Source organism: Pseudomonas sp. AC083 (assembly GCF_979253165.1).
This window is the reverse complement of sequence record NZ_CEEDDH010000004.1, coordinates 48,424-67,953: the sequence shown is the minus strand read 5'-3', so window position 1 is coordinate 67,953 and position 19,530 is coordinate 48,424. Positions and strand designations below refer to the sequence as shown.

Genomic DNA, 19,530 nt, shown 5'->3' with positions numbered 1-19,530 from the left:
GGGGCCCGGTTCCTTCACTGTAGGTGTAGCCGGTAAGACCTCTAAAGAAACGCGGCGCCTGGCGCCAAATGACTGAGAGATTAAGCGGCCAACCCATGCCGGGTTGGGCATGTGGTTTTAGAGGGCTGAGGCATGTCGAGAGTATGTCAAGTTACCGGTAAGGGTCCGGTGACTGGGAATAACATTTCCCACGCAAACAACAAAACCCGTCGTCGTTTCCTGCCGAACCTGCAGCATCACCGCTTCTGGGTTGAAGAAGAGAAACGTTTTGTGCGTCTGCGCGTATCTGCCAAAGGCATGCGTATCATCGACAAGCGTGGCATCACTGTCGTGCTCGCCGAACTTCGCCGCGATGGCAAGATTTAAGGGAGCTAATCATGCGTGAATTGATTCGTTTGATCTCGAGCGCCGGTACTGGTCACTTCTACACTACCGACAAGAACAAGCGTACTACCCCGGACAAAATCGAGATCAAGAAATATGATCCGGTTGTTCGCAAGCACGTGATGTACAAGGAAGGCAAAATCAAGTAATTGATTTTTCCTGACTGCGAAAAAGGCCCGTATCGTGAGATACGGGCCTTTTTTGTTTGCCGTGGATTTGGTGTTGCCTGTCCTGCGCTCCCACAATGGAATGCGTTCGAATGTGGGAGCGAGCCTGCTCGCGAAGAGGCCGGTGAAATCAGCGCAAAGACTCAAGCCTTCTGTTCAAAGATCACATAAACCTTGCGGCAAGCCTCCAGCACTTCCCAGGTTCCGCGAAACCCCGCCGGAATCACGAAGCGATCACCAACGCGCAAGGTCTTGGCATTGCCATCGCTGTCACGCAATACCGAAACCCCCTGCAGAATCTCGCAGTACTCATGCTCGGTGTAATTCACCGTCCACTGACCCACCGCGCCTTCCCACACACCCACGCCCATTTGCCCACAAGGGCTGTCGTATTGATGAAACACCGCCTGCTCAGGATCGCCCTTTAGCAATTTCGCCGGGTCCGGCCGATAGCGCTCGGCTTCGCTGCTGGCGAGGCTGATGTCGACGACGTTCTGGATGTTCATTGTTGTTTTCTCCGCTAGTGACGGCGCATTGGCTGGAATGGGCCAAAGTCTATGTTTATTAAAATGAACACCGCAAGGCCGTATGGCCAGCTTATGTCAAATATATTGAAACAAACCCGGTCGCTGGTTTAGGGTGGCGGGTGCCTCGGGCCGAAAGTGCAGGCTGGCCGGGCAGAATTCTTGAACAGCGCCGCAGCGCTTGCGGTGCTCGTATTCAATAAGAGGAGGACACCCGAATGACCACCCTGACTCGTGCCGACTGGGAACAACGCGCCCGCGATCTGAAAATCGAAGGCCGCGCCTTCCTGAATGGCGAATACACTGACGCCGTCTCCGGCGAAACCTTCGAATGCATCAGCCCGGTCGATGGCCGCCTGCTCGGCAAGATCGCCAGCTGTGACGCCGCCGACGCCGACCGTGCTGTAGAAAACGCCCGCGCTACTTTCAATTCCGGCGTCTGGTCGCGCCTGGCGCCGACCAAGCGCAAAGCCACCATGATCCGCTTCGCCAGCCTGCTGAAACAGCACGCTGAAGAACTGGCGCTGCTGGAAACCCTCGACATGGGCAAGCCGATCAGCGATTCGCTGTACATCGACGTACCGGGCGCGGCGCAGGCGTTGAGCTGGAGCGGCGAAGCGATCGACAAGATCTACGACGAAGTTGCCGCCACCCCGCATGACCAACTAGGTCTGGTGACCCGTGAGCCGGTGGGCGTGGTCGGCGCTATCGTGCCGTGGAACTTCCCGCTGATGATGGCCTGCTGGAAACTCGGCCCGGCGCTGTCGACCGGTAACTCGGTGATCCTCAAGCCGTCGGAGAAGTCGCCGCTGACCGCCATCCGCATCGCTGCGCTGGCCATTGAAGCCGGGATTCCCAAAGGCGTGCTCAACGTGCTGCCGGGCTACGGCCACACCGTCGGCAAGGCGCTGGGTCTGCACAATGACGTCGACACGCTGGTGTTCACTGGTTCGACCAAGATTGCCAAGCAACTCATGGTCTATGCCGGCGAATCGAACATGAAGCGCGTCTGGCTGGAAGCCGGCGGCAAGAGCCCGAACATCGTCTTCGCCGATGCGCCGGATCTGCAGGCCGCCGCTGAATCCGCCGCCAGCGCCATCGCCTTCAACCAGGGCGAAGTGTGCACCGCCGGTTCGCGCCTGCTGGTCGAGCGTTCGATCAAGGACAAATTCCTGCCAATGGTGATCGAGGCGCTGAAAGCCTGGAAGCCGGGCAATCCGCTGGACCCGGCGACCAACGTCGGTGCGCTGGTCGATACCCAGCAGATGAACACCGTGCTGTCGTACATCGAATCCGGCCATAGCGATGGCGCTAAACTGGTCGCCGGCGGCAAGCGCATCCTCCAGGAGACCGGTGGCACTTACGTCGAGCCAACCATTTTCGATGGTGTGAGCAACGCGATGAAGATTGCCCAGGAAGAGATTTTCGGCCCGGTGTTGTCGGTGATCGCTTTCGACAGCGCCGAAGAAGCCATCCAGATCGCCAACGACACGCCATACGGTCTGGCCGCAGCGGTGTGGACCCAGGACATCTCCAAGGCGCACCTGACCGCCAAAGCCTTGCGCGCCGGTAGCGTGTGGGTCAACCAGTACGATGGCGGCGACATGACCGCGCCGTTCGGTGGCTTCAAACAGTCAGGCAACGGTCGCGACAAATCGCTGCATGCCTTCGACAAGTACACCGAGCTGAAGGCCACGTGGATCAAGCTGTAATTCATTAAGAGAGCCTGAGTTAATCAGGCTCTCGAACCTACAGAGATCCCCTGTGGGAGCGAGCCTCTGTGGTGAGGGGATTTATCCCCGTTCGGCTGCGAAGCAGTCGCTAAACCATTGCACGCGGTGTACCTAGTACATCGTGGTTGCAGGTTTTGGGGCCGCTGCGCGACCCAACGGGGATAAATCCCCTCGCCACAGGGGCTCGCTCCCACAGTGATTTTGTGGTGCATATAAAAATATCCACAGGAGCGTGGAACATGCGGTGGGCGACGTATTTCGCCGTGTTGGCGTCTGTCTTGAGTGTCGGCCTGGCCCTGGGGGTCAGCATGCCGCTGGTGTCGTTGCGTCTGGAGGGCTGGGGCTACGGCTCGTTCGCCATCGGTGTGATGGCGGCGATGCCGGCAATCGGCGTGCTGCTGGGGGCGAAGATTTCCAGCCACCTCGCCGCGTATTTCGGCACGGCGAACCTGATGCGTCTGTGCCTGTGGGCCGGGGCATTGTCGATCGGCCTGCTGGCGCTGTTGCCGAGTTACCCGATCTGGTTGCTGCTGCGGTTGCTGATCGGGGTGATCCTGACCATCGTGTTCATTCTCGGCGAGAGCTGGATCAATCAATTGGTGGTCGAGCAGTGGCGCGGGCGTCTGGTAGCGCTGTATGGCAGCAGCTATGCGCTGAGCCAACTGTCCGGTCCGTTGCTGCTGGGGGCGCTCGGTACCGAGCATGATTACGGTTTCTGGGTCGGGGTCGGCCTGCTCACGCTCTCGCCCCTTCTGCTGCTGGGGCGCAGCGGGGCGCCGAGCAGTGAAGCCAACAGCGTGACCTTTGGTGATCTGTGGGGCTTCGCCCGCGAGTTGCCGGCGATTGCCTGGGCGGTGTCGTTGTTCGCCGCGTTCGAAGCGATGATTCTGACGCTGCTGCCGGTGTACTGCCTGCAACAAGGGTTCACCGCCGAAATCGCGCTGGCCATGGTCAGCACCGTGGTGGTCGGCGATGCGCTGCTGCAATTACCGATCGGCGCGTTGGCCGATTACCTGTCGCGGCGCACGCTGTTCGCCGGATGCGCGGTGGTGTTGATGCTGTCGAGTCTGGCCATTCCGATGTTGCTCGACACGCTGCTGATCTGGCCGTTGTGGGTGCTGTTCGGCGCCAGTGCCGGCGGCTTGTTCACCCTGTCGCTGATTCTGATTGGTGAGCGTTATCGAGACGATGCGCTGGTTCGCGCCAATGCGCATATCGCGCAGTTGTGGGGTGTCGGCTGTCTGGTCGGGCCGTTGGCGGCAGGGGCGGGCAGTCAGTGGATCAATGGTCATGCGTTGCCGCTGTTGATGGCGGCTGGGGCGTTTGGTCTGGTGCTTTTGTTGTTGCGCCAAGGCGCCTTTGGCACAACGGCGGAAGCAGCCTGAGCGCATTCTTGTGGGAGCGAGCCTGCTCGCGAAAGCGGTGCACCAGTCAGCTCATTTGCTGGATGTGAAACCGTTTTCGCGAGCAGGCTCGCTCCCACAAAGGATTACAACATCCGCTCCAGGCCAACGCTGGTGCTGAACCATGAGTTGAAGCGCCGCCACCAGCTCCCCGGTTCCTTGGTCAGGGTATGCATCTGGCCGTTGTCTTCGGTGACCCAGACGACCTTGCCGTCCTCGAGTTTCGCCTGATAACTCAAGGTCGGCGCCATGCCTTGCAGTGCCAGTGCGCGGACGTGTTCGGCCAGTTCCGGGCTGTCCACGAGCACGCCGACTTCGGTGTTCCACAGCACCGAGCGCGGGTCGAAGTTGAACGAGCCGATAAACGATTTGCGCCGGTCGAAGATCATCGCCTTGCTGTGCAAACTCGAATCCGAACCGCGAAACGACTTGCTGTAGAACACCCGCGGCCCGCTGCCATAGTTATCCCCAGGCTGGCGGCGCAGTTCATAGAGTTTCACCCCGTGTTCAAGCAACGCCTTGCGATAAGGCGCGTAACCGCCATGCACCGCCGGCACGTCAGTGGCCTCCAGTGAATTGGTCAGCAGGCTCACGGAGACCCCGGCATCGGCGCGCCCGGTCAGGTAGACCAGCCCCGGCTGGCCGGGCACGAAGTAGGCGGAAATCATGATCAGCTCTTTGCTGACGCCGGTCAGTTCCGGCGCCAGCTGCGTGGTCAGCAGCAGATGCGGATCCGGTTCGCCCTTGGACAGGACCTTGCTCGGCGCGTCCCACAAGGCCTGGTTCCAGGCCCAGATCAGCTCCTTTCGCCAGATGTCCATGCGCGGATCGGTGGTGAACTTCATCAACTGTTGATAGAGCGCGTGGTTCTGCTTGCGGGTTTCTTCCAGCGATTCTTCCAGGCGCGTGCGCGTGTTTTGCAGATCGGCGGCGGTCGGCTGGCTGGAGAGGAATTCGTCGATCGGCTTGCTCAGCGTGCTGTTCCAGTACTGGTCGAAACTGTGTCCGAGCTGTTCGGCCACCGGGCCGATGCTGAGCATGTCGATGTCGGTGAAATTCAGGTTGGGTTCGGCGTCGAAATATTCATCGCCCAGATTGCGCCCGCCGACGATGGCCGCGCTGTTGTCCGCCAGCCACAACTTGTTGTGCATGCGCCGATGCTGCACGGACAGATTGAACAGTCGCCCGGCCGCGCGCGTTACGCCGGTGCTGCGGCCCAGGTGCAACGGATTGAACAAACGAATCTGGATCTGCGGATGTGCCGCCAGCGTCGCGATGATCTGGTCGAGGCCGTCGCTGGTGGTGTCGTCGAGCAGGATGCGCACGCGCACACCACGGTCGGCCGCCTTGAGCACTTCCTCCACCAGCATTCGCGTGCTGATGCCGTCGTGGACGATGTAGTACTGCAAATCGAGGCTGACCTGGGCATGGCGAATCAGCTCGGCGCGGGCGGTAAAGGCCTCACCGCTGTCCGAGAGCAGACGAAACCCCGATTGCCCTTTGTAGGGTGCGGCCTGAGCCTGGATCGAGCGGCCGAAGCTGGAGTCCGACGCCGGCAGGGCCTGGCTTGGTTCGCGCGGCACATCGAGGCTGGCGCAGCCGCTGAGGAACGAGGCGAGTATCAGTAGAGCGAGTAAGGGCTGTCTGAAGCTCACGTAGGGTCGTTCCGGTTGGCGGCTGAGGTCGGCAATTTGGACGCCGGGCGCGCAAAAAAGGTCAGTCGGTCTCAGCGAGTAATTTGATTGCCGCAGCGCCGACTTTACGCACCGCTTCTTCGATCTGCGCTGTTGGTTTGGCAGCGTAGTTCATCCGCAGACAATTGCGGTACTTGCCCGAGGCGGAAAAGATGCTGCCAACGGCAATCTGTACGCCCTGATCGTGCAGCGCGCGATTCAGTTTCAGCGTGTCGAAACCTTCCGGCAGCTCCACCCAGAGCATGAAGCTGCCCTGCGGGCGACTGGCGCGGGTGCCAGCGGGAAAGTAGCGCGTCACCCAGTCGATCATCGCGTCACGATTGCGTTGGTACTGCATGCGCATACGCCGCAAGTGCGGCTCGAAATGGCCGGCCTTGATGAATTCGGCGATGGCGATCTGCGGTTGTGGTGCGGTGGAGCCGGTGCTGATGTATTTCATGTGCAGCACTCGCTCCAGATATCGGCCCGGCGCCACCCAGCCGATGCGCAGCCCCGGCGCCAAGGTTTTGGAGAACGAGCTGCAGAGCAACACGCGGCCGTCTTCATCGAAGGATTTGATCGTGCGCGGGCGCGGATAGGTGTAGGCCAGTTCGCCATACACATCGTCTTCAATGATCGCCACGTCGAAACGCTGGGCGAGCGTCAACAGCGCGCGTTTGCGCGACTCGGGCATCACGTAGCCGAGCGGGTTGTTGCAGTTGGGGGTGAGCTGAATGGCCTTGATCGGCCACTGTTCCAGCGCCAGTTCAAGGGCGTCGAGGCTGATCCCGGTGAGCGGGTCGGTGGGAATCTCCAGGGCTTTCATGCCCAGGCCTTTGAGGGTCTGCATGGCGCCGTGGAAACTCGGCGAATCCACCGCGACGATGTCGCCCGGCTCGCAGATCGCGTGGATGCTGGTGGACAGCGCTTCGTGGCAGCCAGTGGTGATCACCAGTTCACTGGCGCTCAACTGGCAGCCGGAATCGAGCATCAGCCGTGCGATCTGTTCGCGCAGTTCGAGGTTGCCGTGGATGTTGTCGTAATACAGACCGGGCATGTCCTGCCGCCGGCTGATTCGCGCCAGTCCGCGCAGCAGCGGCTTCATGGTCGGCGAGCCGACATCGGGCATGCCACGGCCCAATTGCACGACGTCCTTGCGCGGTACCTCGCGGATCAATTCCAGCACCTGATCCCATTGCGAAATCTCGACTGGCCGCTGCGCCGGGCGGCCGACCGCGGGCAATTCCGGCAGCTCTCGACCGACCGGCACAAAATAGCCGGACTTGGGTTTCGGCGTGGCGAGGCCGCTGTCTTCAAGCACGCGATACGCCTGCTGCACTGTGCTCAAACTGACTCCGTGCTCGACGCTCAAGGCGCGCACCGACGGCAAGCGATCGCCAGGACGATAGAAGCCTTGTTCGATGCGGGTGCCGAGCAATTCGGCGAGGTTTACATACAGAGTCATGGCAGCCTCGGTGCGTCTTGGTGGAAACCAGTACAGATGCGGAAAAAATCAATCATTCAGTCAGCAAATTGGCAAATCTGTATGGAGTTAATACAGGTTCGTTGAGTCTGTAATGGTTTTGCTCGCCCGCGCATCATGGAATCTCTGGCTACCCAAGTAAACAGGAGCAACGAAAATGAACGGCTTGAGCGATGTGCGGCTGACGTTACACAGTCAGGAACTGGCGGCAGGGCAGAAGGACAGCGCGCGCAATCTGCTGCGTAACGCACCGTCCGGCCTCAGTCGCTGGGGTCTGTTCTGGCATCGTCTGCACACGCGCAAGGCGTTGCTAGGCCTGACACCGGAGCAACTCAGGGATGTCGGGTTGACGCTGGAGCAGGCAAGGGAGGAGGGGTTGAAGCCGTTTTGGCGGATATGAATACCACAGAGCGTTCCCACGCTCTGCGTGGGAACGCCGCCCCGCACGCTCTGCGTCCGCTGTGACGCAGAGCGTCACTGGATGCATTCCCACGCGGAGCGTGGGAACGATCCTGATTCGTCAGACCAACTCTTTCAGCCGATGCCACAACATCCCCAACGCCAACAACGGCGAGCGCAAATGCTTGCCGCCGGGGAAGGTGATGTGCGGCACCTTGGCGAACAGATCAAAGCCGCCGCTGTGCTGCCCGCTGATTGCTTCGGCAAGCAGCTTGCCGGCCAGGTGTGTGGCATTCACTCCGTGGCCCGAATACGCCTGGGCGTAATACACGTTCGGCTGCTCGGCGAGCCGGCCAATCTGCGGCAGGCGGTTGGCACCGATGCCGATCATTCCGCCCCACTGATAATCGATTTTCACCCCGGCCAGTTGCGGGAACACTTCAAGCATCTTCGGCTGCATATAGGCGCCGATGTCTTTCGGATCGCGTCCCGAGTAATGACACGCGCCGCCGAACAGCAAACGTCGATCCGCCGAGAGCCGGTAGTAATCCAGCGCCACCCGCTGGTCGCAGACCGCCATGTTCTGCGGCAGCAGGTTGTGCGCCTGCTCTTCGCTCAGCGGTTCGGTGGCGATGATGTAGCTGCCGGCGGGCAGGACCTTGCCGCTCAGTTGCGGGTTGAGGTCATTGAGATAGGCATTGCAGCCCAGCACCAGAGTTTTGGCCCGCACCGAGCCTTGGGCGGTGTGCACCTTCATTTCGGGGCCGTAATCGATGCGCGTCACGGCCGAACGCTCGAACAACTGCACGCCCAGTTGCTGCGCCGCTGCCGCTTCGCCCAGCGCCAGATTCAGCGGATGCAGATGTCCGGAGCCCATGTCGATCAAGCCGCCGACATAGCGCTTGGAACCGACCACGGTGTGCATTTCACTGGCCTGCAACAGACGGTTTTCGTAGCGGTAACCGAGGCCGCGCAACTCTTCGGCATCTTCGGCAAAACCGTCGAGATCGGAAGGCTTGTTGGCGAGGTCGCAGTAGCCCCAGGTCAGGTCGCAGGCAATGCCGAAACGCTCGACGCGCCGGCGGACAATCTCCACCGCTTCCAGGCCCATGAGTTTCATCTCGCGCACGCCTTCGGCACCGATGACATTGGCGAACTGATCAAGGCCGTGACCGACACCGCGAATCAACTGCCCGCCGTTGCGACCGCTGGCGCCCCAGCCGATCCTGTGCGCTTCCAGCAACACCACGCTGAAACCGCGTTCGGCGAGTTCCAGCGCGGTATTCAGCCCGGAAAAGCCACCGCCGACCACGCAGACATCCGCCACCACCTCGCCTTGCAGCACGGGATGGTCAGGCTGCGGCAGGCTGCTGGCGGCGTAATAGGAGGCAACGTGGGGTTGGCTCGCGGTGGTCTGGGCGCGGGCGGTCATGGGCATCATCCAACGGCTGAGTGTCGAGAAAATTTGACGGAGCATAAGCCGCACGCCCGAACGTGGGCAACATCGGTCGGCCTGCGGTGTCTGGATCCGGGCTTTTGCGGCACAATCATCAGCCCGCCACTTTGGTCACCGTTTCGATGAGCTGCAACAGCCAGAAAATCCGCACCCTGCGTCAGCAGATCCCCACGTTCGACTGCGTGCCGGGCTGCCACGACTGCTGCGGGCCGGTGACCACTTCGCCCGAGGAAATGGCCCGGCTGCCGCGCAAGACCCGCGCCGAGCAGGATGCGGCTCTGGAAGAACTCAACTGTGTGCATCTGGGGCCGAATGGCTGCACGGTGTATGAAGAGCGACCGCTGATCTGCCGCTTGTTTGGTACGACCAAGACGCTGCCATGCCCGAACGAGCGGCGGCCGGTGGAGCTGATTCATCCGCGGGTGGAAAAGCAGATATTCGAGTACATGGCGGCGAATCGGCAGGTGTTGGTGTAAGCGATCGTTCCCACGCAGAGCGTGGGAACGATCATTGCGGTGATCAATCCGGAATCGGCAGGCACAGGCTCTCTTTCACCTCTTCCATGACGATATAGCTCTTCGATTCACGCACATGCGGCAGCTTCAACAGAATGTCGCCCAGCAGTTTGCGATACGACGCCATCTCGGAAATCCGCGCCTTCACCAGATAGTCGAAATCCCCTGACACCAAATGGCACTCCAGCACATGCGGCAGCTTCAGCACCGCGCGTCGGAACTCTTCGAATGTGTCACCGGATTTGTAGTCGAGGCTGATCTCGACGAATACCAGCAGGCTACCCTTCAAATGCTGGGGGTTGAGCCGGGCGTTGTAGCCCATGATGATTCCTTCGCGCTCCAGACGCCGCACGCGCTCGGTGCAGGGCGTGGTCGAGAGGCCGACCTTTTCCCCCAGTTCGGTGAAGGAAATCCGCCCGTCCGCCTGGAGGATGCGCAAGATGTTGCGGTCGATCTTGTCCAGCTCACGTTTGGTCTGAGTGTTGGTACGCATAGGGGATGCGCCTCCGTGAAAAGGGTTTTTGCCGAGAATTGTCGCCAAATATAGGCGCTTATATAGTGAAAAGCACTGGCATTTCTTTTTTACACTGCGCCCATCATTGCTCTAACAAACAGTTCGGCGAAAAGCCGCGATGAGGGATTGAAAATGCGCGTCATGGTCTTGGGTAGCGGCGTCATCGGTACCGCCAGTGCTTACTATCTGGCCCGTGCCGGGTTTGAAGTGGTGGTGGTCGACCGGCAGCCTGCTGCGGCCATGGAGACCAGTTTCGCCAACGCCGGCCAGGTCTCGCCGGGTTACGCCTCGCCGTGGGCCGCGCCGGGCGTACCGCTCAAAGCGATCAAGTGGCTGCTTCAACGCCATGCGCCATTGGCGATCAAGGCCACCGCCGATATCGACCAATACCTGTGGATGGCGCAAATGCTGCGCAACTGCACCGCCAGCCGTTACGCGGTGAACAAGGAGCGCATGGTGCGTCTGTCCGAGTACAGCCGTGACTGCCTCGATGAATTACGCGCCGAAACCGGTATCGCCTACGAAGGCCGCAGCCTCGGCACCACGCAGTTGTTCCGCACTCAGGCGCAACTGGATAACGCCGCCAAGGACATCGCCGTGCTGAAGGAATCCGGCGTGCCGTTTGAAGTTCTCGACCGCGCCGGTATTGCCCGCGTCGAGCCGGCGCTGGCAGGCGTGACCGACATTCTCGCTGGCGCGCTGCGTCTGCCCAACGACCAGACCGGCGACTGCCAGATCTTCACCACCCGTCTCGCCGAAATGGCGCGCAAGCTCGGTGTGGAATTCCGTTTCGGCCAGGACATCCAGAAGCTCGATTACGCCGGTGACCGCATCAACGGCGTGTTGATTGACGGCAAGCTGGAAACCGCTGATCGCTACGTGCTGGCGCTCGGCAGCTACTCGCCGCAACTGCTCAAGCCGTTGGGCATCAAGGCCCCGGTGTATCCGCTCAAGGGCTACTCGCTGACCGTGCCGATCACCAATCCGGACATGGCGCCGACGTCGACCATTCTCGACGAGACCTACAAGGTCGCGATCACCCGTTTCGACAACCGCATCCGCGTCGGCGGCATGGCCGAGATCGCCGGTTTTGACCTGTCTCTGAACCCGCGTCGGCGCGAAACCCTGGAGATGATCGTCAACGACCTTTATCCTCAGGGCGGCAATCTGGCCGAAGCGAGTTTCTGGACCGGCCTGCGCCCGACCACGCCGGACGGTACGCCGATCGTTGGCGCCACGCCGTTCAAGAATCTGTTCCTCAACACCGGTCACGGTACGCTCGGCTGGACCATGGCCTGTGGTTCCGGCCGTTTGCTCGCCGACCTGATGGCGAAGAAAAAGCCGCAGATCAGCGCTGAAGGCCTCGATATTTCCCGTTACGGCAACCAGACCCAGGAGTCCGCAAAACATGTCAATCCAGCGCCAGCTCACCAATGAGCGCATGAGTCAGATCGTCAGCCACAACGGCACTGTGTATCTGGCCGGGCAGGTCGGCGACGACTTCGACGCCGGAATTGAACAGCAGACCCGCGACGTGCTCGCCAATATCGAACGTCTGCTCGATCTGGCCGGGACGGACAAACAGCATCTGTTGTCGGCAACGATCTATTTGAACGACATCGAAGCGCACTTCGCCGGGATGAACGCGGTGTGGGACCAGTGGCTGCCAAAAGGCGCCGCGCCGGCCCGCGCCACCGTCGAAGCGAAGATGGCCAAGCCGAGCATTCTGGTGGAGATCTCCATCGTCGCCGCGCTGCCATAACGTTCCCAGGATCCCTCTCCCGGTGCTGTTGGCGGTTCACGTCGTCAATCAGCGCCGGTTTTTCTTCCCATGACCGCCCAGAAGTCTGCCGCCATGCGTCCTGCCCGTGCCCTGATCGACCTTCAAGCCCTGCGCCACAACTACCGAATTGCCCGCGAAGTCACCGGCGCCAAGGCGCTCGCCGTGATCAAGGCGGACGCCTACGGCCATGGCGCGGTACGTTGCGCCCAGGCGCTGGAAGCCGAGGCTGACGGGTTTGCCGTGGCCTGCATTGAGGAAGCACTGGAGCTGCGTTCCGCCGGGATTCGCGCACCGGTATTGCTGCTGGAAGGCTTCTTCGAAGCTAACGAGCTGGCGCTGATCGTCGAGCATGATTTCTGGTGCGTGGTGCATTCGCTGTGGCAGCTCGAAGCGATCGAGCAGGCGGCGCTGAGCAACCCGATCACGGTGTGGCTCAAGCTCGATTCCGGCATGCACCGCGTCGGCCTGCATCCCAAGGATTACCAAGCCGCTTATCAGCGCCTGCTGGCCAGCGGCAAAGTGGCAAAAATCGTGTTGATGAGCCACTTCGCCCGCGCCGATGAACTGCACGCGCAGAGCAGCGCCGAACAGGTCGCGGTGTTCGAAGCGGCGCGTCAGGGCCTTGCCGCAGAAGTCAGCCTGCGCAACTCGCCAGCCGTGCTCGGTTGGCCAGAAATCAAAAGCGATTGGGTCCGCCCTGGCATCATGCTCTACGGCGCGACCCCGTTTGAGGAAGCCAACGCCGTGGCCGAACGCCTGCAACCAGTGATGACGCTCGAATCGAAAGTCATCAGCGTGCGTGAATTGCCGGCCGGTGAACCGATCGGCTATGGCGCCAGGTTCATCACCGACAAGCCAATGCGCATCGGCGTGGTCGCCATGGGCTACGCCGACGGTTACCCGCGTCAGGCGCCGACCGGCACGCCGGTGCTGGTGGCCGGCAAACTCAGCCGCCTGCTGGGGCGTGTGTCGATGGACATGCTCTGCATCGACCTGACCGACATACCGGAAGCAGGCCTCGGTTCCAACGTCGAACTGTGGGGCAAAAACATCCTCGCCAGCGACGTGGCAAAGTGGGCCGAGACCATCCCGTATCAGATCTTCTGCAACCTGAAACGGGTGCCAAGGCTCTATTCCGAGGGTTGACGCCGCTACGGGGGCCAAGTGTTGTAAATACTGAACGCTGTCGCCATGATAACGCTCAATATTCTTACAACATCAGGAGGCTCCCGCCTTGGACGTCGGTGAACGACTGCAATCGATCCGCAAGCTCAAAGGGCTTTCCCAGCGTGAACTCGCCAAACGCGCGGGCGTCACCAACAGCACCATTTCGATGATCGAAAAGAACAGCGTCAGCCCTTCGATCAGTTCGCTGAGAAAGGTGCTCGGCGGCATTCCCATGTCGATGGTCGAGTTCTTTTCCGAAGAGATCCTGCAGGACCAACCGACCCAGATCGTCTACAAGGCCAATGAGCTGATCGACATCTCCGACGGCGCCGTGACCATGAAACTGGTCGGCCGCGCCCACCCGAGCCGGGCCATCGCCTTCCTCAACGAAATCTACCCGCCGGGCGCGGACACCGGCGAAGAAATGCTCACCCACGAAGGCGAGGAAACCGGGATTCTGGTAGAAGGTCGCCTGGAGCTGGTGGTGGGGCTGGAAACTTTTATCCTCGAAGCCGGCGACAGCTACTATTTTGAAAGTACCAAGCCGCATCGTTTCCGTAACCCGTTCGACGTGCCGGCGCGACTAATCAGCGCAGCCACGCCGGCGAATTTCTAAGCAGAAGGCGCCAGGCCATGGCGGCGAAGGTGCCCGAACCGATTTACCGATGGGCAACAAGACCCCTCTAACCATGGGGTTGTTTCAGTACAGCGGCCTACCCGCTATACTTGCGCCCGCCTGCGAACCGTGGCCGCAGGCGTGAATAGCCACCATTGAGGGTGAACGCGTGAACCTAATTATGAAAATGCTGGCTGCACCAGCAACCGTACTGGCCCTCTGGGCTGTCAGCGCTCAAGCTGCGACAAATGACGACATCGCCAAACGCCTCGAGCCGGTCGGACAGGTGTGTGTGCAAGGGCAGGAATGCAAGGGTATGGAAGTGGCCGCGACGGCTGGCGGCGGTGGCGGCGCGAGAACCCCGGACGAGGTGATTGCCAAGCACTGCAACGCTTGCCACGGTACCGGCCTGTTGGGCGCGCCGAAAATCAATGACACTGCAGCCTGGAAGGAGCGCGCTGACCATCAGGGTGGCCTCGACGGCATCCTCGCCAAGGCCATCACCGGCATCAACGCCATGCCGCCAAAAGGCACCTGCGCCGATTGCTCCGATGAAGAGCTCAAGGGCGCGATCAAAGAGATGTCCGGTCTGTAATCAGCGCCGGCTTTGAAAAAAACCGTCTTCGGACGGTTTTTTTGTGTCTGTGGTTTCTGGTTTCCGATTCATTCAGGCCCTGATCCCTCCAAACCAAATGCTGTCCTTTGCAGCAAACTCAAGGCAATCTCGGTCTACCCCTATCAACGGAACGGGCGGGAGGCTTCAGATGGTGCAGTTGTGTTCGATCGAACAGGCGGTGGACGACGTGCTGGCGCGTTTGCCTGCGCACATCCACATGGGCCTGCCGCTGGGGCTGGGGAAGCCGAATCACTTCGTCAACGCGCTGTATCGGCGGATCAAGGAGCTGCCCGAGCGGCAGCTGACGATCTATACCGCGCTGTGCCTCGGTCGGCCGAATCTGGGCGATGGCTTGCAGAAGCGCTTTATCGAGCCCTTTGTAGAGCGGGTGTTTGGTGATTATCCGGAGTTCGATTTCCTCGCCGATCTGCAGCGCGACAGCCTGCCCGCCAACATCCGCATTCAACAGTTTTTCATGCAGCCGGGCAGTCTGCTCAACAGCGCGCCGGCGCAGCAGGATTACGTCAGCAGCAATTACAGCCATGCCGCTCGCGACATCAACGCAGCGGGTCTCAATCTGGTGGCGCAATTGCTCGCCAGCAGCAGCGAACACCCTGATCGCTTAAGCCTGAGCTGCAACCCGGACATCACCCTCGACCTGTTGCCGATGATCGCCAAGCGCCGCGAGGCGGGGGAGACCATTGTGCTGGTCGGCCAGGTGCATACGGATCTGCCGTACATGCCCGGCGATGCGGAAGTCGACATCGACACGTTTGATCTGCTGATCGACGAGAAGGACAGCAGCACGCTGTTTTCCACGCCGAACATGCCCGTGGGCTTTCAGGATCATTTCATTGGCTTGCACGCCAGTACGCTGGTGCGCGATGGCGGTACATTGCAGATTGGTATCGGTTCGATGGGGGATGCGTTGACTGCTGCGCTACTTGCCCGTCAGGCCGATAACGCCGGTTATCAGGCGTTGCTCGATGACATCAACCTCAGCCAGTGGGCGCAGTTGATCCAGCGCGAGGGCGGCACCGCGCCATTTGCCAAAGGCCTTTACGGTTGCAGCGAGATGTTCGTCAACGGGCTGTTGGTATTGGCGGATGCCGGGATCATTCGGCGCAAGGTCTATCCGGATGTGCCGACTCAGGAGCAGGCCAACGCCGGTACCCTCGACGAAGCCGCGCAGCCCGACGGTATCTCGGTGCACGGCGGCTTCTTCCTTGGCCCGCGCAGTTTTTATGAGCGGCTGCGCGAGTTGCCGCAAAGCAAGCTGCTGGAATTCAACATGACCCGCATCAGCTACATCAACGAGCTGTACGGCCAGGAAGAGCTCAAGCGCTTGCAGCGCATTGATGCGCGCTTCATCAACACCGTGTTCACCATGACTCTGCTCGGCGCCGGCGTGGCTGATCAATTGGCAGACGGACGCGTGCTCAGCGGTGTTGGCGGCCAGTACAACTTTGTTGCTCAGGGTCACGCGCTGGAGGGCGCGCGATCGATGTTGATCCTGCGCAGCTGGCGCGAGTCCGGCGGCGAGGTCAGCTCCAATATCGTCTGGGACTACGGCCACTGCACGATCCCGCGGCACTTGCGCGACATCGTCGTCACCGAGTACGGCATCGCTGATCTGCGCGGTAAATCCGACGCGGCGGTGATCGAAGCGTTGCTCAACATCAGTGATTCTCGCTTCCAGCCGGGGCTGATCGAGCAGGCGCAGAAAGTCGGCAAGCTGCCGAAGGATTTTCGTCTCGATCCACGGTTTGCCGACAACACACCGCAACGCTTGCAGGCGATTGCCGCGCGGCATCCGAACCTGTTTCCGGAGTATCCGCTGGGCTGTGATTTCACCGCCATCGAACGGGATCTGCTGCGGGCGCTGAACTGGCTGAAGAGCAAGTTCAAGCTGACCGAGATTCTCGACTTGGGCAAGGCAGCGCTGGATGCGCCGGAGGCCTCGGCGTTCCCGGAACATCTTGAGCGGATGCAACTGACGAATCCGGAGGGCCTGAAGGAGGACCTTTTCCAACGCCTGCTGCTCACAGGCCTGAAAGCTACCGCGCAATAACTGCCCACACCAGAACCCATTGTGGGAGCGAGCCTGCTCGCGAAAGCGGTGTGTCATTCACTCAACAGGGTGACTGACACAATGCATTCGCGAGCAGGCTCGCTCCCACAGGGTAACTCGGTGCCGCTGGTTATTCGATAAAGGTGACGACGCCATCCTTCAGCGATTGCACGCGGGCCAGGGATTCAACGCGGTAGCCCTGCGAGTCCAGTTCGGCGCGGCCGCCCTGGAACGACTTCTCGATGACGATGCCCAGACCGGCAACGGTGGCGCCGGCCTGTTTGATGATCGAGATCAGCGCTTGCGAGGCCTTACCGTTGGCCAGGAAGTCGTCGATGATCAGCACGCGGTCGCTGCTGGTCAGGTGGCGCGGGGAGATGGCCACGGTGCTTTCGGTCTTCTTGGTGAACGAGTAGACGGTCGCCGAGAGCAGGTTTTCAGTCAGGGTCAGTGACTGTTGCTTGCGGGCGAAGATCACCGGCACGCCGAGGTTCAGACCGGTCATGATCGCCGGGGCGATGCCCGAAGCTTCGATGGTGACGATCTTGGTGATCCCGGAATCCTTGAACAGCGCGGCGAATTCGTCACCGATCAGCTTCATCAGGGCCGGGTCGATCTGGTGGTTCAGGAAAGCGTCGACTTTCAGGACCTGATCGGAAAGCACGATGCCTTCTTCGCGGATTTTTTTGTGCAGTGCTTCCACAACAGCTTCCTCTGTTGGCGCGATGGGCGCCGAAGGTAGATTAAAAAGTAGTCGATTCTAGCGCTTTAACATCGCGCGTATGTCGGCCAATGCGCTATTGCCACGCACGGCTTTGACTTCAGTCGGGGTGTCGTCGTTGCCTTCCCAGGCCAGATCGTCCGGCGGCAGCTCATCCAGAAAGCGACTCGGCGCGCAGTCGATGATTTCGCCGTACTGCTTGCGCTTGGCAGCAAAGGTGAACGCCAGGGTCTGGCGGGCGCGGGTGATGCCCACGTAGGCCAGGCGGCGTTCTTCTTCGATGGTGTCGGCTTCGATGCTGGAACGGTGCGGGAGGATTTCCTCTTCCATGCCCATGATGAACACGTAGGGGAATTCCAGGCCTTTGGAGGCGTGCAGCGTCATCATTTGCACGCCTTCGGCGCCGTCCTCTTCCTCCTGCTGGCGCTCGAGCATGTCGCGCAGCACCAGTTTGCCGATGGCGTCCTCGACGGTCATTTCGCCGTCTTCGTCTTTCTCGAGGGTGTTTTTCAACGCCTCGATCAGGAACCAGACGTTGCCCATGCGGTAGTCCGCCGCCTTGTCGCTGGAGCTGTTGGTGCGCAGCCAGTTCTCGTAGTCGATGTCCATGACCATGCTGCGCAGCGCCGAGATCGGATCTTCGCCGGCGCACTGCTCGCGGACCTTGTCCATGAAGCGCTTGAAACGCGCCAGGCGATCAGTAAAGCGGCTGTCGAGATGTTCGCCGAGGCCAATTTCGTCGGTGGCGGCGTACATCGAGATCTTGCGCTCGGTGGCGTAGTTGCCGAGCTTTTCCAGGGTGGTCGAGCCGATCTCGCGGCGCGGCACGTTGATCACGCGCAGGAAGGCGTTGTCGTCATCCGGATTGACGATCAGGCGGAAGTAAGCCATCAGGTCCTTCACTTCCTGGCGACCGAAGAAGCTGTTGCCGCCGCTCAGGCGATACGGCACCTGGTGGTGTTGCAGCTTCAACTCGATCAGCTTGGCCTGATAGTTACCGCGATAAAGAATGGCGAAATCGCTGTACGGGCGGTCGGTGCGCAGGTGCAGGCTGAGGATTTCCATGGCCACGCGCTCGGCTTCGGCGTCCTCGTTGCGGCAGCGGATCACGCGGATCTCGTCGCCGTGGCCCATCTCGCTCCACAGCTGTTTTTCGAATTCGTGCGGGTTGTTCGAGATCAGTACGTTGGCGCAGCGCAGGATGCGGCTGGTGGAGCGGTAGTTCTGCTCGAGCATCACCACTTTCAAGGTCGGATAGTCGTCCTTGAGCAGCATCAGGTTTTCCGGGCGCGCGCCACGCCAGGCGTAGATCGACTGGTCGTCGTCGCCGACCACGGTGAACTGGTTGCGCTTGCCGATGAGCATCTTCACCAGCAAATACTGGCTGGCGTTGGTGTCCTGGTATTCGTCGACCAGCAGGTAACGCACCTTGTTCTGCCACTTTTCGAGAATGTCGGCGTGTTCTTCGAAGAGCTTTACCGGCAGCAGGATCAGGTCGTCGAAGTCCACCGCGTTGAACGCCTTGAGCGTGCGCTGATAGTGGGTGTAGACGATGGCGGCGGTCTGCTCCTTGGGGTTGCGCGCGTTTTCCAGGGCCTGGGCGGGCAGGATCAGGTCGTTTTTCCAGGCGCCGATCATGTTCTTGATCTCGTCGACGCCGTCGTCGCCTGCGTATTCCTTCTGCATGATGTCGGTCATCAGGGCTTTGACGTCGGTCTCGTCGAAGATCGAGAAACCGGGTTTGTACCCCAGCCGCGCATGCTCCTTGCGGATGATGTTCAGGCCCAGGTTGTGGAAGGTGCAGACGGTCAGGCCGCGCCCTTCGCCGGCACGCAACAGGGTGCCGACCCGCTCTTTCATTTCGCGCGCGGCCTTGTTGGTAAAGGTCATGGCGACGATGTACTGGGCGCGGATGCCGCAGTTCTGGATCAGGTGCGCGATCTTGCGCGTGATCACGCTGGTCTTGCCGGAGCCAGCACCGGCGAGCACCAATAGAGGGCCGCCGACGTAGTTCACGGCTTCTTGCTGCCGGGGATTGAGTCGGGACATACGAAAATTCGGGAGTCGTTGACGAAATGGGCCGGCATTTTAACAGGCTCAGCGATTTCTGCTGCTCTGTCCGACTTGTGACGCAGCACGCGATTCAGATTTGCCGCTTTTGTTACTTTCACGCAGGATACGCGGGGATTTTGCGGCTAATGTTCTCATTCGTGACACAAAATAACGTTTCGATGCCGTTGTCATCAGACAACGCATTGGTCATTGTTCAGCACAACGGCATAATGCCCCGCCTACATCATTGCAG

19 protein-coding genes are annotated in these 19,530 nt (G+C 60.6%); 12 read left to right on the top strand and 7 right to left on the bottom strand.

Annotated elements, in window-relative coordinates:
* The first annotated feature begins 132 nt into the window (after positions 1–132).
* A complete protein-coding gene (gene rpmB / locus AC0IXA_RS08985) occupies positions 133–366 on the top strand; it encodes a 50S ribosomal protein L28 (protein ID WP_007920377.1) in 234 nt (77 codons plus the stop codon).
* Between the two features lie 11 nt (positions 367–377).
* Positions 378–533 (top strand): 50S ribosomal protein L33, encoded by a 156-nt coding sequence (gene rpmG / locus AC0IXA_RS08980; protein ID WP_016772554.1) that lies wholly within the window; start codon positions 378–380, stop codon positions 531–533.
* 161 nt (positions 534–694) lie between these two features.
* On the opposite strand, the gene AC0IXA_RS08975 is transcribed toward rpmG, so the two are convergent.
* On the bottom strand, positions 695–1,057 hold the full coding sequence (locus tag AC0IXA_RS08975) for a cupin domain-containing protein (protein WP_471812686.1): 363 nt from the start codon (positions 1,055–1,057) through the stop codon (positions 695–697).
* 236 nt (positions 1,058–1,293) lie between these two features.
* Between AC0IXA_RS08975 and AC0IXA_RS08970 the strand changes: the two genes are divergently transcribed.
* On the top strand, positions 1,294–2,787 hold the full coding sequence (locus AC0IXA_RS08970) for an aldehyde dehydrogenase (protein ID WP_016772556.1): 1,494 nt from the start codon (positions 1,294–1,296) through the stop codon (positions 2,785–2,787).
* Between the two features lie 260 nt (positions 2,788–3,047).
* Positions 3,048–4,193 (top strand): MFS transporter, encoded by a 1,146-nt coding sequence (locus AC0IXA_RS08965; RefSeq protein ID WP_071172116.1) that lies wholly within the window; start codon positions 3,048–3,050, stop codon positions 4,191–4,193.
* Positions 4,194–4,297: 104 nt separating this feature from the next.
* Here AC0IXA_RS08965 and AC0IXA_RS08960 read toward each other — a convergent pair whose 3' ends face one another.
* Together AC0IXA_RS08960 and AC0IXA_RS08955 are read right to left on the bottom strand one after the other, a co-directional pair.
* The gene (locus AC0IXA_RS08960) at positions 4,298–5,866 is read right to left on the bottom strand and encodes a phospholipase D-like domain-containing protein (protein WP_471812683.1); all 1,569 of its coding nucleotides are present in this window, start codon (positions 5,864–5,866) and stop codon (positions 4,298–4,300) included.
* A gap of 61 nt (positions 5,867–5,927) precedes the next feature.
* A complete protein-coding gene (locus tag AC0IXA_RS08955; RefSeq protein WP_471812681.1) occupies positions 5,928–7,349 on the bottom strand; it encodes an aminotransferase-like domain-containing protein in 1,422 nt (473 codons plus the stop codon).
* A 175-nt stretch (positions 7,350–7,524) separates the two neighbouring features.
* Here AC0IXA_RS08955 and AC0IXA_RS08950 point away from each other — a divergent pair, with 175 nt between their 5' ends.
* Positions 7,525–7,767, top strand: a complete 243-nt coding sequence (locus AC0IXA_RS08950; protein WP_073470922.1) for a DUF1127 domain-containing protein — start codon at positions 7,525–7,527, stop codon at positions 7,765–7,767.
* Positions 7,768–7,887: 120 nt separating this feature from the next.
* Here AC0IXA_RS08950 and AC0IXA_RS08945 read toward each other — a convergent pair whose 3' ends face one another.
* Positions 7,888–9,198: an NAD(P)/FAD-dependent oxidoreductase gene (locus tag AC0IXA_RS08945; RefSeq protein ID WP_471812679.1), complete on the bottom strand. Its 1,311-nt coding sequence runs from the start codon at positions 9,196–9,198 to the stop codon at positions 7,888–7,890.
* 146 nt (positions 9,199–9,344) lie between these two features.
* Here AC0IXA_RS08945 and AC0IXA_RS08940 point away from each other — a divergent pair, with 146 nt between their 5' ends.
* Positions 9,345–9,698: a YkgJ family cysteine cluster protein gene (locus AC0IXA_RS08940; protein ID WP_253497169.1), complete on the top strand. Its 354-nt coding sequence runs from the start codon at positions 9,345–9,347 to the stop codon at positions 9,696–9,698.
* 43 nt (positions 9,699–9,741) lie between these two features.
* Here AC0IXA_RS08940 and AC0IXA_RS08935 read toward each other — a convergent pair whose 3' ends face one another.
* Complete coding sequence (locus AC0IXA_RS08935) at positions 9,742–10,230, bottom strand: Lrp/AsnC ligand binding domain-containing protein (protein ID WP_010465173.1); 489 nt, start codon at positions 10,228–10,230, stop codon at positions 9,742–9,744.
* A gap of 153 nt (positions 10,231–10,383) precedes the next feature.
* Between AC0IXA_RS08935 and dadA the strand changes: the two genes are divergently transcribed.
* The 6 genes from dadA (at position 10,384) to AC0IXA_RS08905 (ending at position 16,504) form a co-directional block, all read left to right on the top strand.
* Positions 10,384–11,688 carry a D-amino acid dehydrogenase gene (dadA, locus tag AC0IXA_RS08930; RefSeq protein ID WP_206421386.1) on the top strand — a complete coding sequence of 435 codons (1,305 nt, stop codon included), beginning with the start codon at positions 10,384–10,386 and terminating at the stop codon, positions 11,686–11,688.
* Entirely contained in the window at positions 11,660–12,013 is a 354-nt protein-coding gene (locus AC0IXA_RS08925; RefSeq protein WP_016772564.1) for a RidA family protein, read from the top strand. The genes dadA and AC0IXA_RS08925 overlap by 29 nt, the downstream gene beginning before the upstream one ends.
* Before the next feature lie 93 nt (positions 12,014–12,106).
* A complete protein-coding gene (alr, locus tag AC0IXA_RS08920) occupies positions 12,107–13,180 on the top strand; it encodes an alanine racemase (protein WP_471812920.1) in 1,074 nt (357 codons plus the stop codon).
* A gap of 88 nt (positions 13,181–13,268) precedes the next feature.
* A complete protein-coding gene (locus AC0IXA_RS08915; protein WP_016772566.1) occupies positions 13,269–13,817 on the top strand; it encodes a cupin domain-containing protein in 549 nt (182 codons plus the stop codon).
* Between the two features lie 181 nt (positions 13,818–13,998).
* Positions 13,999–14,412, top strand: a complete 414-nt coding sequence (locus tag AC0IXA_RS08910) for a c-type cytochrome (RefSeq protein WP_341638297.1) — start codon at positions 13,999–14,001, stop codon at positions 14,410–14,412.
* 169 nt (positions 14,413–14,581) lie between these two features.
* On the top strand, positions 14,582–16,504 hold the full coding sequence (locus AC0IXA_RS08905) for an acetyl-CoA hydrolase/transferase C-terminal domain-containing protein (RefSeq protein WP_341638167.1): 1,923 nt from the start codon (positions 14,582–14,584) through the stop codon (positions 16,502–16,504).
* 130 nt (positions 16,505–16,634) lie between these two features.
* On the opposite strand, the gene AC0IXA_RS08900 is transcribed toward AC0IXA_RS08905, so the two are convergent.
* Entirely contained in the window at positions 16,635–17,207 is a 573-nt protein-coding gene (locus tag AC0IXA_RS08900; RefSeq protein ID WP_016772573.1) for a xanthine phosphoribosyltransferase, read from the bottom strand.
* 57 nt (positions 17,208–17,264) lie between these two features.
* Positions 17,265–19,274: a DNA helicase Rep gene (gene rep, locus AC0IXA_RS08895; protein WP_471812676.1), complete on the bottom strand. Its 2,010-nt coding sequence runs from the start codon at positions 19,272–19,274 to the stop codon at positions 17,265–17,267.
* Positions 19,275–19,530 lie beyond the last annotated feature (256 nt).